This window comes from Alteromonas sp. AWM4_230 (assembly GCF_056158305.1).
In genome coordinates this window covers 3141956-3159418 of the sequence record NZ_JBSWTB010000001.1, presented here as the reverse complement: position 1 = coordinate 3159418, position 17463 = coordinate 3141956, and the positions used below count along the sequence as shown (strand labels likewise).

Annotated in this window: 11 protein-coding genes and 4 tRNA genes; 12 read left to right on the top strand and 3 right to left on the bottom strand. The window is 44.9% G+C overall.

The genetic code is table 11. The features are described from left to right. Positions 1 to 124 precede the first annotated feature (124 nt). Positions 125 to 1102, top strand: coding sequence for an NAD(P)H-quinone oxidoreductase (locus ACXACS_RS13605; protein WP_474809276.1), 978 nt, complete (start codon positions 125 to 127; stop codon positions 1100 to 1102). 103 nt (positions 1103 to 1205) lie between these two features. Here the strand turns inward: ACXACS_RS13605 and rnhA are convergent, their stop codons facing one another. Next, positions 1206 to 1676, bottom strand: coding sequence for a ribonuclease HI (gene rnhA, locus ACXACS_RS13600; protein ID WP_474807307.1), 471 nt, complete (start codon positions 1674 to 1676; stop codon positions 1206 to 1208). A gap of 111 nt (positions 1677 to 1787) precedes the next feature. Between rnhA and dnaQ the strand changes: the two genes are divergently transcribed. From dnaQ to ACXACS_RS13555, 9 genes are all read left to right on the top strand, one after another. Beyond that, entirely contained in the window at positions 1788 to 2507 is a 720-nt protein-coding gene (dnaQ, locus tag ACXACS_RS13595; protein WP_474807305.1) for a DNA polymerase III subunit epsilon, read from the top strand. 54 nt (positions 2508 to 2561) lie between these two features. Continuing rightward, a complete protein-coding gene (locus ACXACS_RS13590) occupies positions 2562 to 4058 on the top strand; it encodes a TIGR03503 family protein (protein WP_474807303.1) in 1497 nt (498 codons plus the stop codon). 216 nt (positions 4059 to 4274) lie between these two features. After that, a tRNA-Asp gene (locus ACXACS_RS13585) sits at positions 4275 to 4351 on the top strand. Between the two features lie 30 nt (positions 4352 to 4381). Then, positions 4382 to 4458 (top strand) — tRNA-Asp (locus ACXACS_RS13580). A 30-nt stretch (positions 4459 to 4488) separates the two neighbouring features. Beyond that, positions 4489 to 4565, top strand: a tRNA-Asp gene (locus ACXACS_RS13575). Between the two features lie 32 nt (positions 4566 to 4597). After that, positions 4598 to 4674, top strand: a tRNA-Asp gene (locus ACXACS_RS13570). 337 nt (positions 4675 to 5011) lie between these two features. Next, positions 5012 to 6565 carry an EAL domain-containing protein gene (locus ACXACS_RS13565; RefSeq protein ID WP_474807301.1) on the top strand — a complete coding sequence of 518 codons (1554 nt, stop codon included), beginning with the start codon at positions 5012 to 5014 and terminating at the stop codon, positions 6563 to 6565. An 87-nt stretch (positions 6566 to 6652) separates the two neighbouring features. Then, positions 6653 to 7363, top strand: coding sequence for a lipoprotein-releasing ABC transporter ATP-binding protein LolD (gene lolD, locus ACXACS_RS13560; RefSeq protein ID WP_474807300.1), 711 nt, complete (start codon positions 6653 to 6655; stop codon positions 7361 to 7363). Then, complete coding sequence (locus tag ACXACS_RS13555; protein ID WP_474807298.1) at positions 7350 to 8576, top strand: lipoprotein-releasing ABC transporter permease subunit; 1227 nt, start codon at positions 7350 to 7352, stop codon at positions 8574 to 8576. Before lolD ends, ACXACS_RS13555 begins: the two co-directional genes overlap by 14 nt. A 329-nt stretch (positions 8577 to 8905) precedes the next feature. On the opposite strand, the gene ACXACS_RS13550 is transcribed toward ACXACS_RS13555, so the two are convergent. Continuing rightward, complete coding sequence (locus ACXACS_RS13550) at positions 8906 to 10252, bottom strand: dicarboxylate/amino acid:cation symporter (protein WP_474807296.1); 1347 nt, start codon at positions 10250 to 10252, stop codon at positions 8906 to 8908. Between the two features lie 114 nt (positions 10253 to 10366). On the opposite strand from ACXACS_RS13550, the gene ACXACS_RS13545 reads away from it, so the two are divergent. Then, entirely contained in the window at positions 10367 to 12916 is a 2550-nt protein-coding gene (locus ACXACS_RS13545; RefSeq protein ID WP_474807295.1) for a beta strand repeat-containing protein, read from the top strand. Between the two features lie 92 nt (positions 12917 to 13008). Here the strand turns inward: ACXACS_RS13545 and astB are convergent, their stop codons facing one another. Then, positions 13009 to 14349, bottom strand: coding sequence for an N-succinylarginine dihydrolase (gene astB / locus ACXACS_RS13540; RefSeq protein ID WP_474807293.1), 1341 nt, complete (start codon positions 14347 to 14349; stop codon positions 13009 to 13011). A gap of 395 nt (positions 14350 to 14744) precedes the next feature. On the opposite strand from astB, the gene topA reads away from it, so the two are divergent. Beyond that, positions 14745 to 17405 carry a type I DNA topoisomerase gene (topA, locus tag ACXACS_RS13535; protein ID WP_474807291.1) on the top strand — a complete coding sequence of 887 codons (2661 nt, stop codon included), beginning with the start codon at positions 14745 to 14747 and terminating at the stop codon, positions 17403 to 17405. Positions 17406 to 17463: the final 58 nt, after the last annotated feature.

The window sequence follows — 17463 nt, the reverse complement described above, 5'->3', positions numbered from 1 at the left end:
AGGTTCTGTGTTGAATATTATCTACGCCCACTGTTATAAACTTAGAAGAAACCCAAACTGATTGTTTTAGTAGTACGTAGACACATTACGATTAAAATTTTAAAACTAGGATTGGATGCAAAGTATGCGCTATGTGGATTTTGAAAAGGGATGTAGCCCGAGCGAGTTGGTTGTTAAAGAATGCGACGGGTTATCGCTAACATCAGGAAAAGTAAAAGTAGAGGTAAAAGCATTCGGTGTAAATCGAGCAGATACGTTGCAGCGTCAAGGTAGTTATCCACCACCGCCAGGGGAAAGTGAAATCCTTGGGTTAGAGGTAGCAGGTGTTGTAACAGAAGTTGCCAGCGATGTTAGTACCTCTAAAGAGGGAGATGAAGTATTTGGTTTGGTCGCAGGTGGTGGCTATGCTACTGAAGTCATTGTTAATCCTGCCCACCTAATGATTATCCCTAAGGGCATGCCATTTTTTGAAGCAGCAGGTCTTGCCGAAGTTTTCCTTACCGCATTTCAGTGTTTACGCACGATTGCTCATATTAAGCCAGCTGAACGTGCCTTAATACATGGGGGCGCTAGTGGTGTAGGGTTGGCCGCCACTCAGCTATGTCGATATTGGGGCGTACACAGCGCAGTAACAGCGTCAAGCCAAGACAAGCTGAACCTTTGTGAAAACAATGGTGCAGAACATCTAATTAACTACAAACAGCAGCAGTTTGATGAGGTTCTAAAAAAAGTATGGCCTGAAGGCGTTGATATGGTACTTGATATGGTCGGTGGCGATTACCTTAACCGAAACCTTAAAGTGCTGAAGCAAGACGGCAAAGTAGTTTACTTGGCCATGTTAGCAGGACGGTATGCTGATAACCTTGATATGGCTTTGCTTTTAGGAAAGAGAGCTTCCATTATTGGTACAACACTGAGAAATCGAAGCGACGAGTATAAAGCGGACTTGATACGTGATTTCTCTAACGTATGTTTGCCCGCTTTTGAGAACAAAGAGCTAAATGTAAATATCGATACCCATTATAGTATTGAAGATATCGATAAGCCTCATGCGCGACTAGAGAACAACGACACGCAGGGCAAGTTGGTCCTCTCGTGGTAAAATAAAAATTACTAGTAAGAATTTATGTTAAACGTTCTTAGTAAAAGCTATGAGCGAGAGCTTCTAGTAAAGGCTCTCACTAAAGACGCTTTGCTAAGGTACCTTACTTCCCAGCAAAGCCTTCATCTGGCTTTGTTGGGTTCGCTTCTGCAGCACCGCGGGCAAGGTCATCACAACGCTCGTTTTCTGGGTGTCCTGAATGACCTTTCACCCAATGCCAGTTTATCTTGTGCTTTTTCACCGCTTCATCTAGCCGTTGCCACAAATCTGCGTTTTTAACTGGCTTTTTATCAGCAGTGCGCCAGCCGTTTTTTCGCCAGTTATGGATCCACTGATTAATACCATTTTTTACATACTGACTGTCGGTAGTCAGTTCAACGTTGCACGGCTCGTTTAAGCTGTTGAGCGCTTCAATCGGGGCAAGCAGTTCCATACGATTATTCGTGGTGTGGGCAAAGCCATCGCTCAACTCTTTTCTATGCTGTTTGTAAATTAGTACAGCACCGTACCCGCCCGGGCCAGGGTTACCTAGACACGAGCCGTCGGTATAAATGTGAATGGTCTTTTGAGCCACAGCGTTTCCTTTAGTTTAACTCGCTTAATTTATCTTGTGTTTTCCCTTAGCGGATTGCAAAGGGGTTGATATACTATCAAAAAATGAAAGTGTAATTATAGTAGAGGTTCCATGCGCCAAATTGTTCTCGATACTGAAACCACAGGTATTGACCCCAAAGAAGGCCACCGCATTATCGAAATAGGGTGTGTTGAAGTTGTTAACCGCCGTTTGACGGGGAATCACTTTCACGTTTACATCAACCCGGGCCGCCATATTGAACAAGAGGCAATTGAAGTTCATGGCATAACCAATGAATTTCTTGCCGATAAGCCGACGTTTTCTCAAGTTGCCCAGGAGTTTGTTAGCTTTATCAAAGGGGCACAGCTCGTTATTCACAACGCACCCTTCGACGTGGGCTTCATGGATCACGAGTTTGGAATGGAAGCGTCTACCAAAGGCGTTATTACTAACCAGATTTGTGATGTTCTAGATACACTTACTCTTGCGCGCCAAATGCACCCAGGCCAAAAGAACAACCTCGATGCATTGTGTAAACGCTACGGTATCGATAACAGCCACCGTACGCTTCATGGGGCTTTGCTGGATGCTGAAATTCTGGCAGATGTTTACCTGTTAATGACCGGTGGGCAGACCAAACTTAAACTAGCATCAAGTTCGGGTAGTGATGCTGACTCCACCGCTATTCGCAGGGTCAAGCGAAGCGCAAATAAATTAAAGGTTATTAAAGCTACCGCCGATGAAATAACACAACATGAAGCTCGCTTAGACATTGTAGAAAAAGCGGGTGGCAAGTGCTTATGGCGTCCTCACCCAGAAGAGGTGTCTTAGCCAAACACATTTAAATAGAAATAAAATAGCCAAACAGTGCAGGAGCAGCGTAGCGTGAGAGTGTGGTTTTCTTGGGGAATTATTTTATCGCTTTTTATACACTTAAGCGCTGGCGCTCAGTCGCAAGAAGACGAACGCGACGCCGCTAGGCAGCTCGCAGATAGTGCAATTCAAAACCCTCAGTCAAATAATCAAGATGTTGATACCTCGCCCCTTACTGACTTGGGCGACAGCTATACAAACTCAATAAAGCTTTTACAAAACCGATTTCGGGTTGATTACAACGTTGAAGAAATCACCATGGTCTTTTTCAGAGAATATGGCTCTGCCCCGGTTGTACTTGTGAGACCAGATGGATCTAAGCTGTTTCAGGGGCGAGTGGACGAAGACAAAGTAGAGTGGTTCGATGCCGATACCTTCGACATGATAACCATTAAAAATCCTGTCCCAGGGCCTTGGCAAGCAGTGGGCCAAGTACTGCCAGAAAGCCGTGTGATGGTTATATCAAATATAGAGTTACATGCCGACCCTTTACCTGATGTTCTATTTGCCGGTGAAATTCTAAAATCTACGGCCTACCTTACAAATAATGGCGAGCCAATTGACAACAAGCAGTTTAGAGATGTAGTCGAGCTTGATATTGAATTTAAGAGCACAAACAACCCTAACTTCGGAAACTTTGGCACAGGCGATCAAAATATTGCTACGTTTCAAGACGACGGCCGAGGAATGGACGAGCGCCCTGGAGATGGTGTCTTTACCGGTCAATTTAATTTAAAAATAGCGGCGGGCGAGTGGAAGCCGGTTTTTCGTGTCATCACCCCCATGTATACCCGCGAGCAAGAAAGCCAACCTATTGTCTTACATAATAACCCCGTTTCTATTGACGTAGAAATGAATGGCGGCGGTGACGGCTACCATAAGATCATAATTGATGTTGATCGAGATCTAGTGGATATCGAATCCTTGCTTGTGGATGGAAAGGTAAAGTTCCCGAATGCAGACATGCAGAACTTTTCTTTGACCGAAGGGGGCAATGAGCCTCGCGAGCATTTAATTGTTGCCTATGAAGAAGGCATTTTTAGAGTAAAGATTACAGCATATGGAACAACAACGAATGGCAGAGATTTTATTTTAGATGTGCCTGAATTTAGTTTTGTTGCTGAGGGGCCGCAAGAGCCTGAAGTTGAAGACCCATTAATAGATGGAAAAGACCCGATTGTTGATGGAAGTGCACCATTAGTTGCGCCACCTGATCTAAACCCTGCCGCTATGACGCAAAATGAAGAGTCCTCGCTAGAAGAAATGGATAGTGGAACGTTGACCATTATCTTGATAGCGGTTAATGGGTCAATTGTACTTATCGGTGTTATTGCTGCGGCGGTTATCATTTTTATGCGTAAAAAGCGTACGTCTCCTAAACCGTCGTCTTCACCGGCAAAGCAATCTCCAGCTACGACTGATGCCGATCTTTCTATGGAAGAAAAGCCGAAAGGTTTGAAAAAGTTATTCGGGATGTTTAAAAAAGAAAGCAAACCGGAAAAATCCTAATGCATGTTTTGTCACAGTCGTGATTATGCGATGTTAAATTGTTCACTTTGAATTTTATTTCGACATAATGTCTATTTAACAGGCAAACAAACCGCAGATGACAATTTTATTAATAAAAAGCGTTGACTCCACATGGGGGAATACGTATTATCTGCGCCGCAGTCAGGGGACAGGGCAACAACAGCCAAGTCAACTCACTGATAACATTGAAGATGTGGAGCGGTAGTTCAGTTGGTTAGAATACCGGCCTGTCACGCCGGGGGTCGCGGGTTCGAGTCCCGTCCGCTCCGCCACTCTTTCAATGGTATAACTAAAAGGTCTTCGGAGCGGTAGTTCAGTTGGTTAGAATACCGGCCTGTCACGCCGGGGGTCGCGGGTTCGAGTCCCGTCCGCTCCGCCATTTAGTTATACAGCGCAATCTCGATTATGTGGAGCGGTAGTTCAGTTGGTTAGAATACCGGCCTGTCACGCCGGGGGTCGCGGGTTCGAGTCCCGTCCGCTCCGCCATTAATCGAACCATGCGCGCTTTTCATTATTGCGGAGCGGTAGTTCAGTTGGTTAGAATACCGGCCTGTCACGCCGGGGGTCGCGGGTTCGAGTCCCGTCCGCTCCGCCATTAATGATAAAGAGCCATATCAAGTTTTCATTTAAGTTTTTTTCTCTCCCCTTAAGCCAAGAAAAAAAAAGCTTTAATTCTTATTAGCATCCTCTTTAGTTATTTTTTCCCGCAAAAGCATTTTTCGCACTTCGCATAATAGCTGTTATTAAAACGTCCCAGACAATTTTCATATCTCTATTTCCTTAGCCTTTAAACCTTTCATTTTTATTTTCAAGAACCGCACGTTAAGCATTAAAACTATCTAACAAACAGTAACATGTGCCCTAAAGTCGTAGTGTGTTTTTTTGAATCTGTACTACAGTTAGGACGTTAGAGTTTTACAACAACGGAAATTATGAATAAAAGCGATCAAAAACGGTATTTTCTGGCTGATAATTTAAAAGCGATTGGCGTTTCTCTGTTAAGCGTGGCCTTAGTTACATTTGTTCTTGCCATAGTTATGTTTGTGTTTGTTAGAGAACAAGAGGAAAGCCGTGCTAAAGAGATTTTAGATAATGTACGCGTTGTCTTTAGAGATGCAGAAATTACTCTCGATTATCTCAACGCACTGCCGTATCAGTCTTGTGAACTCGAAAACTTGGCAGAAATGCGCAAAACTCTTTTTCGCTCCCGTTTCGTAAAAGAAATTGGTTTCTATGAAAACGGCGCATTGTTGTGTAGTACCTATCTGGGTATTCTTGAAGAGCCCATACAAGAGGCAACCCCCGATTTTTACACCCAGCTTGGGGATGCATTCTGGATAAATACGCCGTTGCAACTTTTCGATAAGCAAGCGACCGGAACAATAGTTAAACGTGGGCGCTATAACGCAGTATTAGATATGGATAGCGTTATTGGCTACAGCTTTACCCAAGATTGGCAGCTTTTTTACAATGGTGATCATTTTTACCATATGGCAGGTAACCCAGGGCTTGTGGATACCACGCTTAGTCAAGATGACATGGAAGCACGTACAGGGTATTTCTCATTACAATTCATCTTGTGCGATGAGCGCTACAATAACACCTGTTTAAAAGTTAAGTCTGACCACGGAAGGGTATTAGATTTACACACGGGTAAGATTATCTTGTTTGTTTTCGCTATGCTGTTGACGGCCGCGCTCACGCACATGCTGGTGTTTAATTATCTACGTCGTCGACGCTCTCTGGAGTCCAGAGTAAGTAAAGGCTTAAAAGAGCATAAATTTTACAGTCTTTATCAGCCATTTGTCGATTTGGAAACGGGCAAAGTGATTGGTTGCGAAGTGCTAAGTCGCTTTGAAGACGAGTTTGGGCCTATTTATCCTGATGAGTTTATTCCGCAAGTTAAAGAGCAAGAAATGACGTGGGAATTTACTGTCGATATGATTACCACTGCGATGAAGGAACTTAATGAGAATCCTGATATCCCAAATGGGTTTAAAGTGTCCTTTAACCTATTCCCTTTCGACTTTACAAGAGAAGACTGTTTAGACTTAGATTTTGCACTGGAAATGAATGTTAAAAACTTCAAGTTAGTGCTGGAAATTACCGAAGATGAACAAATAGCAACTCATAGTGCGGTTAAGCACATTAAGTCGCTAAAGAGTAAAGGGTTCTTATTTGCTATAGATGATTTCGGCGTGGGGTATTCCAACCTAAGCCAGCTAAAAACCTTGAACTGTGACTATCTCAAAATTGACCGAAGCTTTGTAATGGATATGGAAGACAACAGTATTCGTTCTTCGCTTATTCCACATATAGTTAGTATTGCCGAAGGGCTTAACGTCGACCTGATTGCAGAAGGCGTTGAGAATATTGACCAATCTAATGAATTAAAAGGTTTAACTATCGGCTACGGTCAAGGATGGTTGTTTGGCAAGCCTCAGTCTGCCGACGCACTCGCTAAAAGTGTCCAAGACACACAATAACGCGTTTTAGCGCTGTTATTTTTCAGTTGGTGTTGGTAGTGTTTAGCGCTACCATTCACCGTCTGGAAACTATAGAAGAACAGTCGCATGCAAGATGTGCTAATTTGCAGCAATATTAATAAAACCTATCAAGAAGGCAGTAATGCCACCCCCGTATTACGCGATGTTTCTCTTTCGATAAAAGCTGGTGAACACGTTGCCATTTTAGGCAGCTCTGGTTCAGGGAAAAGTACGCTATTACATATACTAGGCGGGTTAGATAAACCCTCCAGCGGCGACGTCGAATTTAACGGGAAATCTCTTGGCAAACTATCTGGCAATGCGCTAGCTAAACTTCGCAATGACGAAATGGGGTTTATTTACCAGTTTCATCACCTACTTGGTGAGTTCACGGCCTTAGAAAACGTTGCGATGCCGCTTAGAATAAGAGGGCTATCCACAAAAGCGGCCCATACTAAAGCTCAGGCTATGTTAGAAGAAGTAGGGCTTTCCCATCGAATGGATCATTTACCTTCAACCATGTCGGGAGGCGAGCGACAGCGTGTGGCAATAGCCCGTGCGTTGGTTACCGAACCTTCTGTGGTGCTTGCCGATGAACCTACAGGGAATTTGGATGACTCTACAGGGCAACAAATTTATAAGCTTCTGAAAAGCCTAAGCGAGAAAAATGGGACAGCCTTTGTAGTGGTTACCCACGACACTACCCTTGCTGCGAAAATGGATAGGGTACTTAAGATTAAAGACGGCCGTTTAGCTAGCGAAGCATTGCCTGTGGAGGGTCAAGATGCTCGCCCTTGAATTGGCCAAGAGATTTAGAAAAACACGTTCCGAACAACGCTTTATTTCGTTTATATCAATGTCGTCGACTATAGGAATTGGGCTTGGGTGTTTTGTGCTTATCGTGCTGCTAAGTGTTATGAACGGTTTTGAAAAAGAGCTAACGAGTCGCATTTTAAGCGTGGTTCCACACGGCGAGCTATACAGTAAAAGCGAAAGCGGAATAGAGAATTTAGATGCTCAGCTTTACCGTTTTTCACAAGATAGCCGTATTGCATCGGTAACCCCTTACACAGGGCTAACAGGTATGCTGCAGTCAAAAGGCGAGTTAAAGGCCATTAGCGTTACCGGTATCCCAGTAAATCAGGTTGGCGACAAATACGCTGAAAGAGTAGCTAGGCAAGATTGGCTAAGCTTTTCCAAGCAATCTAATGGATTGCTTGTTGGTAAAGGTATTATGTCTTCAATGGCGATAGACGTGGGTGACACAGTTCAGCTATTGATACCTCAAACCACCCATGATTTAACCTTTAAGGCGCCACGTTCTATTACGCTGACTATTGCAGGGGTGCTATCTGTTGGTGGTGAGCTAGACAATCAGCTTGGGCTGATGCATTTAGCGACTGCGTCGGAAGCCATTGGTATTACCTCTAAAGCCCAAGGGATTCAGTTTACCCTAAACGATCCTTTTTCAGCATACGATACCATGCGAGATATTGGATATAGCTACCCTCAAGCTGTTTATATGTCTGACTGGACACGTACTCAAGGGCATTTATATAACGACATTCAGCTTGTACGGTCAGTGGTTTATATTGCGCTTACATTAGTGATTGCGGTTGCTTGTTTTAATATAGTGTCATCATTAGTAATGGCGGTAAGAGACAAACAGGCTGCTATTGCGATATTAAAGACAATGGGAGCCACTGACAGTCTAATTCGCAATACCTTTGTACTTCAGGGGGTTATTAACGGGGTTGTCGGCATTACCGTTGGCGTTGCGCTTGCCTTGCTGGTAGCACCAAACTTGTCAGATATTGTGCGTTTTATTGAAACGTTGTTAAATGTAGAAATTCTCTCTGGCGATATCTATTTTATTGATTTTCTACCATCAAGCTTACACTGGCAGGACGTGGTAGTAACGGTTGTTGTAGCTATGTTTTTAAGTGTTGGGGCTACGTTGTATCCAGCGCAAAAAGCTGCGAAAGTGTCGCCATCTTCTGCGCTTCACTAACTAATTAAAAAATGAACTATTACGGGTCGATGATAGTTAGCTCATGCTTCACCGACCTGTTTCACCGACCCGTTACGCTTGGCAGAGTTGTGGTTTTAGTAACATAGGCGAGGGATCCGAAAGATATAGATGTTTATCGGAGCATTGTTCTAAGGACGGTGGTTCACGGGGTCAGTCTACAAGGCTAGTGTTCACGGTTAGGTGGCTAGAAACAGGACAATCAACAAAAAGGCCAGCAAATTATGCTGGCCTTGTTTGTATTTAACGGCTGTTCCTGTGCGCCACACTTACATTATGTTGAGAGCGCACTCAGTGGGTTTGAACCTATGCTATTTATTTTTTTCGAAGTGTTCGAAATCCACATCTTCTTGTTTCAAACCTGCTTTAGGGTCGTTATAAATACTCTCATCTAACGCGCCCTCGCTCTTAGCAACAACGCACGACACCATACAATCACCGGTGATATTTACCGCAGTACGGGTCATATCAAGTAGTCTGTCTACGCCGATAATAAGTGCAATTCCCTCAACGGGTAAGTTTACCTGCTGTAAAACCATCGCCAACATAATAAGGCCAACACCAGGTACACCAGCGGTGCCGATAGAAGCAAGCGTGGCGGTCAACACTACCATCATATAGTCGCCAAGGCTCAAGTCGACAGCGTAAACCTGGGCGATAAACACCGTCGCCACACCCTGCATGATGGCGGTACCGTCCATGTTAATTGTTGCGCCTAAAGGCAGCGTGAATGATGAAACTGAATTACCCACGCCAAGTTTGTTTTTTGCTGTTTCCATGGTAACAGGCAATGTTGCGCTGCTACTTGATGTACTAAACGCAAATAGGGCTGCGTCACGCATTTTTTTCAACAGAATGACCGGGTTTAAACCTGCCAAAACTTTGAGTAAAACAGAGTAAGTAACTAAGCCGTGAAGGATCAAAACGCCAAATACTAAAAAGAAGTACTTCGCCAAACTCAATATGGTTTCGCCGCCAATAGTTGAGAAGAGCTTCGCCATTAGTACGTAAACACCGTATGGCGCTAGGTTCATGATGATTGTCACTAAGCGCATGATTACCGTATTGATATCTTCAAAGATAGCGGTAAGACGTTTGCCTGCATCACCTGTCATCGCCATTGCTATACCGAACAGAACAGCAAAAACAATGATTTGAAGCATGTTGCCCTGTGCCATAGAGTTTATGGGGTTGCTAGGGAACATATTCACAATAACGTCTGACAGGCTAGGCGCTTCTTTCGCTTGGAACGAGGTTTCCGTGGTTAAATTCAGTCCGTCACCGGGAGAAACCACCAAAGCTATACTCATGGCTAGTGTTATGGCGATTGCGGTTGTGACAACATATAGCCCTACCGATTTTGCACCCAGTCTTCCCAACTTGCTCGGGTCTGATAAGGTACTAGTTCCACAAATAAGAGAAACAAAAACGAGGGGAACCACCAGCATTTTTAAGCTAGCGATAAATATTTGGCCGAGAGTGGAAAATATACCTTCAACAAGAATGTTATACGTTGAGAGCTCAAAACCGAATATCGAAAAAGTAAAATCTCCGCTATCATCAAACAATAATTGGAGAAAGACACCAGTCAAGATACCGGCAGCCATGCCGATAAATATGCGGGCGGTTAAACTATACTTATGTGCAGATGAAGACATTAATGTTTCCTGTGCATTTTTATATTTTTAATCTTTCGTAGTGTGCCAGATTCAGTTGATTTTTAAACATAAAAAACGACGCAATTGTCAATAAAAGAGGTTCAGGAACGAATTATGTCGACATTAGCGAGAGCGCTAAGCCTAATTAGCGCAATATTTATGCTAACAGCATGTGGTGGAGGCGGTTCTGCAGTCTCTCGGGATAACACGGATAATGGAAGCGGAGACGACGGTACAACCACACCTACCTATTCGATAGCTTTAACATTAGAAAATGAAAGTGGCGCAAGCGACAACAACTTATCAGAAAACAATAGCTTGTTTGCAGTAGCAACGGTGACGGATGACCAAGGCAACCCGTACTCAGATGCACTGTTAACTTTCACGTTGAGTAACGATGAACTTGCAGAGTTCGGCAACGACACAGGTACTGCGCGCACCAACTCAAGCGGTGTTGCTAGAATTCGCTTGAACGCCAGTACGGCTTCGGGTGATGGTGAAATTACCGCAGCGTTAAGTAGTGGTGAAACAGGGAGTACGACGTTCTCTGCCACAGCGGCAAGCGCCATAGAACCTACTTCTATTAGTGTTGCATTATCATTGCAAAATGAAAGTGGAGAGGCGGATAATAACCTTTCATCAAGCAATGGTTTAACGGCAGTGGCAACAGTAACTAATTCATTAGGTGAACCTCAGGCCGATCTTTTGCTTACCTTTTCATTAAGTAATGATGACCTTGCTACCTTCTCAAACGATACGGCGACGGCATTAACAAATGCCGAAGGTGTTGCAACAATAGACATGTCGGTTGGAAGCGCCTCTGGCGACGGCGAAGTAACGGCTACTTTAGCTACAGGCGAGACAGACTCTACGACCTTTAGTTCTGAAGGTAGTACCACGGTAAGTGAAGAGCCTGCTTCTCTTGAGCTTTTCGCTGACAGTATTCAGCTGGCATCTAGCGGTAGTGATGAAGTCGAACTTATAGCGTTAGTTAAAAATGAGCAAAGCGTGCTGATGGAAGGGGTCGAAGTGAGCTTTTCTGCAGCAACAGGTGATGGCGTTGAACTTCAGTTAATACAGCCAGAAACCGCTGCCGATGGCACGGCTCGCGCAGTATTGACATCGCAAAACGACAAATCAAACCGTACTATTACTATCACTGCTGGAGCAGGTAGCCTTACTGAATCTGTTGATATCACCATTACTGGGACAGAAGTAACTATCAATGGAGCGTCGTCGGTCATTTTAAACGATACCGTTGAATACACAATTCGTCTTCAAGACTCCGATGGCGAGACTATCAAAAACGAAGATGTTGTCTTATCTGCAACTAACGGCACACTTGGCAGTACCACGGTCAATACCGGGGCTAATGGTCAAGCAACGGTATCCTATACAGCCTCCGCTTCTGGAGAAAATACCATTACGGCATCAGCACTTAATGCTGAAACAAGTTTTACGGTACAGGTTCAGCAAGACGAATTTAACTTCGTTAACTTGCCTACTGAAGAAGTGCCGCTGGGCCAAGCACAGACAATCACTGTGCAGTGGCGTCAAAACAACACGCCAGTAGTGGGTCAAGAAGTTACTTTTAGCGCCTCACGTGGCGTAATTGACGGCAACTCAACCGTACAAACCGATGCAGAAGGACAGGCAAGTATCGATATCAGCGCCAACAATGCTGGTATTTCTTCAATTACGGCAACGGCGAGTGACGGAAGCGGTAATGTGTTGGTTTCGGCACTTACTCAAATTGAGTTTGTAGCTACTACACCGCACACACTTATTGCTGATGCATCGCCTGACATTTTGGGTCCTGACGGACAAACCAGCACTATTAGCGCGGTGGTTCGCGATGTGGATGGTAATTTGGTAAAAAACAGCGTGGTCAATTTTACTGTCTCTGATGTATCTACCGGATTTGTATCACCGTCTCAAGCAACCACGGATAGCAAGGGGATAGCGACAACAGTCTTTACGTCTGGCTCAGTTTCGACCCTAGAGTCCGTAGTGATTACCGCGTTTGTTGCTGATGATTCAGCGATTGATGATCAAGTCACCTTGACTGTGGGTGCTCGTGCATTCGATATTTCTTTGGGCACGGGTAATGAGCTAGAAGAACCTACCTCTACATCTTACTTGAAGCGATTCAGTGTATTTGTCTCTGACTCTGCAGGTCAGCCAGTTAGCGGTGTAAGCCTAACTGCGTCTGTCGGCCCTGCAAAATATGTCAACGATGGTGAGTATCGTACAGGGTTCTGGGTCTATGATGACGATGAATCACAATGGATAGCAATAATTAATCAGAACTGTCTGACAGAAGATGTTAACGATAATGGCATCTTGGATACAACTCCAACTAATGAAGACACTAATGGCGACGAGATGCTTACGCCTGGGTTAGTGGGCACCATAACCTTCGCTAACGGCAACGCTGAAACAGATGAAAATGGTTATGCCGAATTAGAGTACCGTTATCCAAGCAGCTATGCGGTTTGGTACGATGCAGTTATTTCCGTTTTTGGTCAGTCTACAGGAAGCGAGGCTCAGGCTTCGATGAACTACACATTGAGTATTTCTGCTGACGATGTAACCGATGAAGGGGCGTCTCCGCCAGCAAACCCGTTTGGTGTGTCTGACCAGTGCACGCTTGTGACACCGTAAGGGTACGGACTCATCTAAGTATTAAAAAATACTTAGAATAAAAAAGCCGGCTGATAGCCGGCTTTCTTTTTAGTTTTCTGCACGTTAAAGCGCTAACCCTGCTGGAACGGATAAACCGAACCAATCTTCAGAATCTGTGTAAGCTCATCGAGAGCCGTGCGTGACTCAATTAGTAGCTGAGGATCGCGCAAGTCATCTTCGCTTAGTTCATCGCGATAATGTTTATCGACCCACGCGTTCAAGCGCGTAAACTGTATATCGTTGATTAACGTGTTTTGATTTACTGCTTCAAGCTCTTGGTCGTTCATAGCAACACGCAGGCGTAAGCAAGCAGGACCGCCGCCATTGCGCATACTTTGTTTAACATCAAAATAGTTAACCGACTTAATTGGCGTACCTAGTGTAACTAGCTTGTCTAAGTAACGTTTAACCGCTTCGTTTTCCTGACATTCAGTTGGCGCGATAATGGTCATATCACCACTAGGAAGCGTTATAATTTGCGTGTTAAACAAGTAGGTTTTAACCGCATCCTGAACAGACACTTCCGCGGTTGGAACTTCAATAAAGTGAAGTGGCTCGCTACCAAATTTTGCTTGCAGCTCTTTAAAGCCCGCTTCTTTTTTATAAAACGCCTGCTCGTGGAAGAACAATACATTCTGGTTACCTACGGCAATCACGTCGTTGTGAAATACACCTTGGTCGATAACATCAGGGTTTTGCTGCATGTAAACCACTCCATCGTCGTCTAAGCCATGCAGACGCGCTACGGCTTGACACGCTTCTAGTGTTTGGCGAGCCGGGTATTTTGTTGGCGCAGGTTTGCTGGTATCAAAAGCATGGCGACCATAAACAAACAACTCCACGCCAGCCTGACCATAATTGCTGCAAAGTCGAGTGTGGTTAGCTGCACCCTCGTCACCAAAATGCTCGTTATCTGGCAAGTGCTGGTGATGGGCGAAGTGTTTTTCATTGGCGAATGTACCGCGCAGAATATTGCCGGTTACCTGAGGCTCTAATGAGCGATGAAACTTGTTTGTTAGGTTTGCAGGGGTAAAGTGCACACGACCATCGGCAGTATCGGCGCTAGGAGACACAGTGGCGGCATTTGCAGTCCACATGCTACTAGCAGAGCAACATGCTAAGAAAATCTCGCGAGACTGCTTTGCAGCGCTTTCTAGCACACGAGCATCGGAGCCGGTAAAACCTAACCGACGCAGTGCAGCGATATCAGGGCGTTCTTGCGGAGCTAACACACCTTGAACCATTCCCATATCGGCCAACGCTTTTGCTTTTGCAAGACCCTGCTTTGCAGCCTGCTTAGGGCTACTTTTTGCATTCGCATTGTTTAGGGAAGCGACATTGCCAAACGATAAGCCGGCATAGTTATGGGTAGGCCCAACAAGACCATCAAAGTTAACTTCAAACTGCTTCATACTTTCCCTCATTCTTGTAGTTTTTGCTGTTGACCCCATATGCTACATTCTTATAGACACTGCCATTAAATTGGTAGCAGCTGCAGCGCTTTCGCTTTTGTACAGGGGCAAACGCAGCACTTCTTTAAACCTGAGCGCGTCGTTAGGTCAGGTTGGAATGGCTGGCATTATACGGCTTTTAAGGCCGTTGCCAATCGCACTGCTTATTTAATGTACAGTTTTTGTGCGCGTTTAGAGCGGTGGGAAGAATAAGTATGAAGAAGATCTTGTTTTCCATTCACTTTGTAGATATATGTTAAAAAAGAGCGAGTACCCTATATATAGTGTCGGGCTGCTCCAATTTTCAGAATTTGACGTAAATAGTCATTAAAAATCAATAGGTTTAGTTCAATTATATGGCAAAATCACTGGTCATAGTCGAGTCACCAGCCAAAGCAAAAACGATAAATAAATATCTTGGCAAAGATTTTATCGTAAAAAGTTCGGTTGGCCATGTGCGAGATCTTCCAACGAAGGCGTTAGGCAAAGTAGAGCCTAAAAAACCGGCTAAAGAACTCAAAACTTTAGGCGAAGAAGAGCGTCAAGAATATCTTCGTCGTCACGAATACTTAAAACTTGTAGACAGAATGGGCGTTGATCCAGAAAAAGACTGGAAGGCTCACTATCAGGTGCTGCAGGGCAAAGAAAAGGTAGTCAACGAACTTAAAAAGCTCGCAAAAGACGCCGACACTATTTATCTCGCAACGGATTTGGACCGCGAGGGAGAGGCGATTGCGTGGCACTTACAAGAACTGTTAGGCAAAAAAGATAAGACTTATCAGCGGGTAGTGTTCAACGAAATTACGAAAAATGCGATTCAAGACGCGTTTTCAGACCCGGGTGAGCTAAATATATCTCGTGTTAATGCGCAGCAGGCACGCCGTTTCCTAGACCGAGTTGTGGGCTTTATGGTGTCGCCACTGCTATGGAAAAAGATTGCGCGTGGTCTTTCAGCCGGGCGTGTTCAATCGGTAGCGGTTAGGCTTGTTGTTGAGCGAGAGCGCGAAATTAAAGCCTTCGTACCAGAAGAGTTCTGGGACGTTCACGTAGATTTGACCAGCCAGCAAAAAGCGGCGCTTCGCATGTTGGTTGCCAAGCACCAAGGCAATGCGTTTAAGCCTAAAAACAAAGCTGAAACAGACAAAGCTCTCGCTGACTTAGAAGGGGCTAATTACACGGTAGAAAGCCGTGAATCGAAGCCAACGCAAAGTCGTCCTTCCGCGCCATTTATTACCTCTACTCTGCAACAAGCAGCGAGCACGCGGTTGGGCTTTGGTGTTAAGAAAACCATGATGATGGCGCAGCGTCTTTATGAAGCGGGTTACATCACCTATATGCGTACCGACTCGACCAATTTGAGTCAAGAAGCAGTAGACAGCGCGCGAGCATATATCTCAGATAATTTTGGTGGAAAATACCTACCTGATTCGCCAATCCGCTATGGGAGCAAAGAAGGCGCGCAAGAAGCGCACGAAGCGATTCGTCCTTCAAATGTGAGCATTAGTGCGGCGAGTCTGGGGGATATGGAGCGTGATGCACAACGTCTCTATGAGCTTATTTGGCGCCAGTTCTTAGCTTGTCAAATGACACCGGCTAAGTACGATGCCACTACGATTAAAGTGGCGGCAGGAGACTACGAACTTACAGCAAAAGGCCGAGTACTTAAGTTTGACGGTTGGACGCGCGTGCAGCCACAGCTTCGCAAAAAAGGCGACGAAGAGCTTATGTTGCCGGATGTGCAGAAAGGCGATGTGCTTGACTTAAAAGCCCTTGATCCTAAGCAGCACTTCACTAAGCCTGTGGCGCGATTTAATGAAGCGTCTTTGGTAAAAGAGCTTGAAAAACGCGGCATTGGTCGTCCTTCAACCTATGCGAGCATCATCTCAACCATACAAGATCGCGGCTATGTGCGTTTAGAAAATAAACGTTTTTACGCCGAGAAAATGGGAGAAATAGTCAACGATCGTCTAATGGAAAACTTCGACGATCTCATGAGCTATGACTTCACGGCTAACATGGAGCAACATCTTGATGATATTGCTGAAGGCAATAAAGATTGGAAAGATGTTCTTAATGAGTTCTACAGCGGCTTCTACGGAAAACTGCTAAATGCAGAGAAAGATCCTGAAGAGGGCGGTATGCGCCTAAATCAGGCAATACCTGCGGGTATTGAATGCGACAAGTGCGGTCGTGAGATGAATGTGAGAACGGCCTCAACTGGCGTTTTCTTAGGGTGTTCAGGTTATAATTTACCGCCTAAAGAGCGCTGCACTAACACCATGAACCTAACGCCTGGTGATGAAGTGGTGAAGGTGGATGACGAAGAAGAGCTTGAAACAGAAGCACTTCGCTCTAAGAAACGTTGCCCTAAGTGCGGTACAGCGATGGACAGTTACTTGGTAGATGAGACGCGAAAGCTTCACGTTTGTGGTAATACGCCTACCTGTGATGGCACCTTAGTTGAGTCGGGCACATTCAAAATCAAAGGCTACGACGGCCCTATTATCGAATGTGATAAATGCGGCAGTGATATGGAGCTTAAGAACGGGCGTTTTGGTAAATACTTTGGCTGTACCAACGAGGAATGTAAGAATACCCGTAAGTTGTTAAGAAACGGCGAAGCTGCGCCACCAAAAGAAGATCCAGTCGATTTGCCGGAACTTCCGTGTGAAAAGTCTGACGCGCACTTCATGCTACGGGATGGAGCGTCGGGTATTTTCTTGGCTGCCCATAATTTCCCTAAATCTCGTGAGACGCGTGCGCCGAAAGTGGAAGAACTTGCTCGCTTTAGAGATAGAATTTCGCCGAAATTCTATTATCTTGCTGATGCGCCAAAAACAGACCCTGACGGTAATCCTGCGATAGTTCGCTACAGCAGAAAGACCAAACAGCAGTATGTGATGTCCGAAAATGAAAACGGCAAAGCGACGGGTTGGTCGGCATGGTTCGACAACGGTAAATGGCAGGAGCAAGCAGCGAAAAAGCCTGCGGCCAAGTCAAAAGCCAAGAAAAAGTAATTCAAAGCTAATATAATACTTTGAAGCCTAAACAATAAGCCCGATTTTATTCGGGCTT

Coding starts and splice junctions, on each gene's coding strand:
- ACXACS_RS13565 (WP_474807301.1), top strand. CDS start 5,012: ATGAATAAAAGCGATCAAAAACGGTATTTTCTGGCTGATAATTTAAAA.
- ACXACS_RS13555 (WP_474807298.1), top strand. CDS start 7,350: ATGCTCGCCCTTGAATTGGCCAAGAGATTTAGAAAAACACGTTCCGAA.
- ACXACS_RS13605 (WP_474809276.1), top strand. CDS start 125: ATGCGCTATGTGGATTTTGAAAAGGGATGTAGCCCGAGCGAGTTGGTT.
- astB (WP_474807293.1), bottom strand. CDS start 14,349: ATGAAGCAGTTTGAAGTTAACTTTGATGGTCTTGTTGGGCCTACCCAT.
- ACXACS_RS13545 (WP_474807295.1), top strand. CDS start 10,367: ATGTCGACATTAGCGAGAGCGCTAAGCCTAATTAGCGCAATATTTATG.
- ACXACS_RS13550 (WP_474807296.1), bottom strand. CDS start 10,252: ATGTCTTCATCTGCACATAAGTATAGTTTAACCGCCCGCATATTTATC.
- dnaQ (WP_474807305.1), top strand. CDS start 1,788: ATGCGCCAAATTGTTCTCGATACTGAAACCACAGGTATTGACCCCAAA.
- lolD (WP_474807300.1), top strand. CDS start 6,653: ATGCAAGATGTGCTAATTTGCAGCAATATTAATAAAACCTATCAAGAA.
- topA (WP_474807291.1), top strand. CDS start 14,745: ATGGCAAAATCACTGGTCATAGTCGAGTCACCAGCCAAAGCAAAAACG.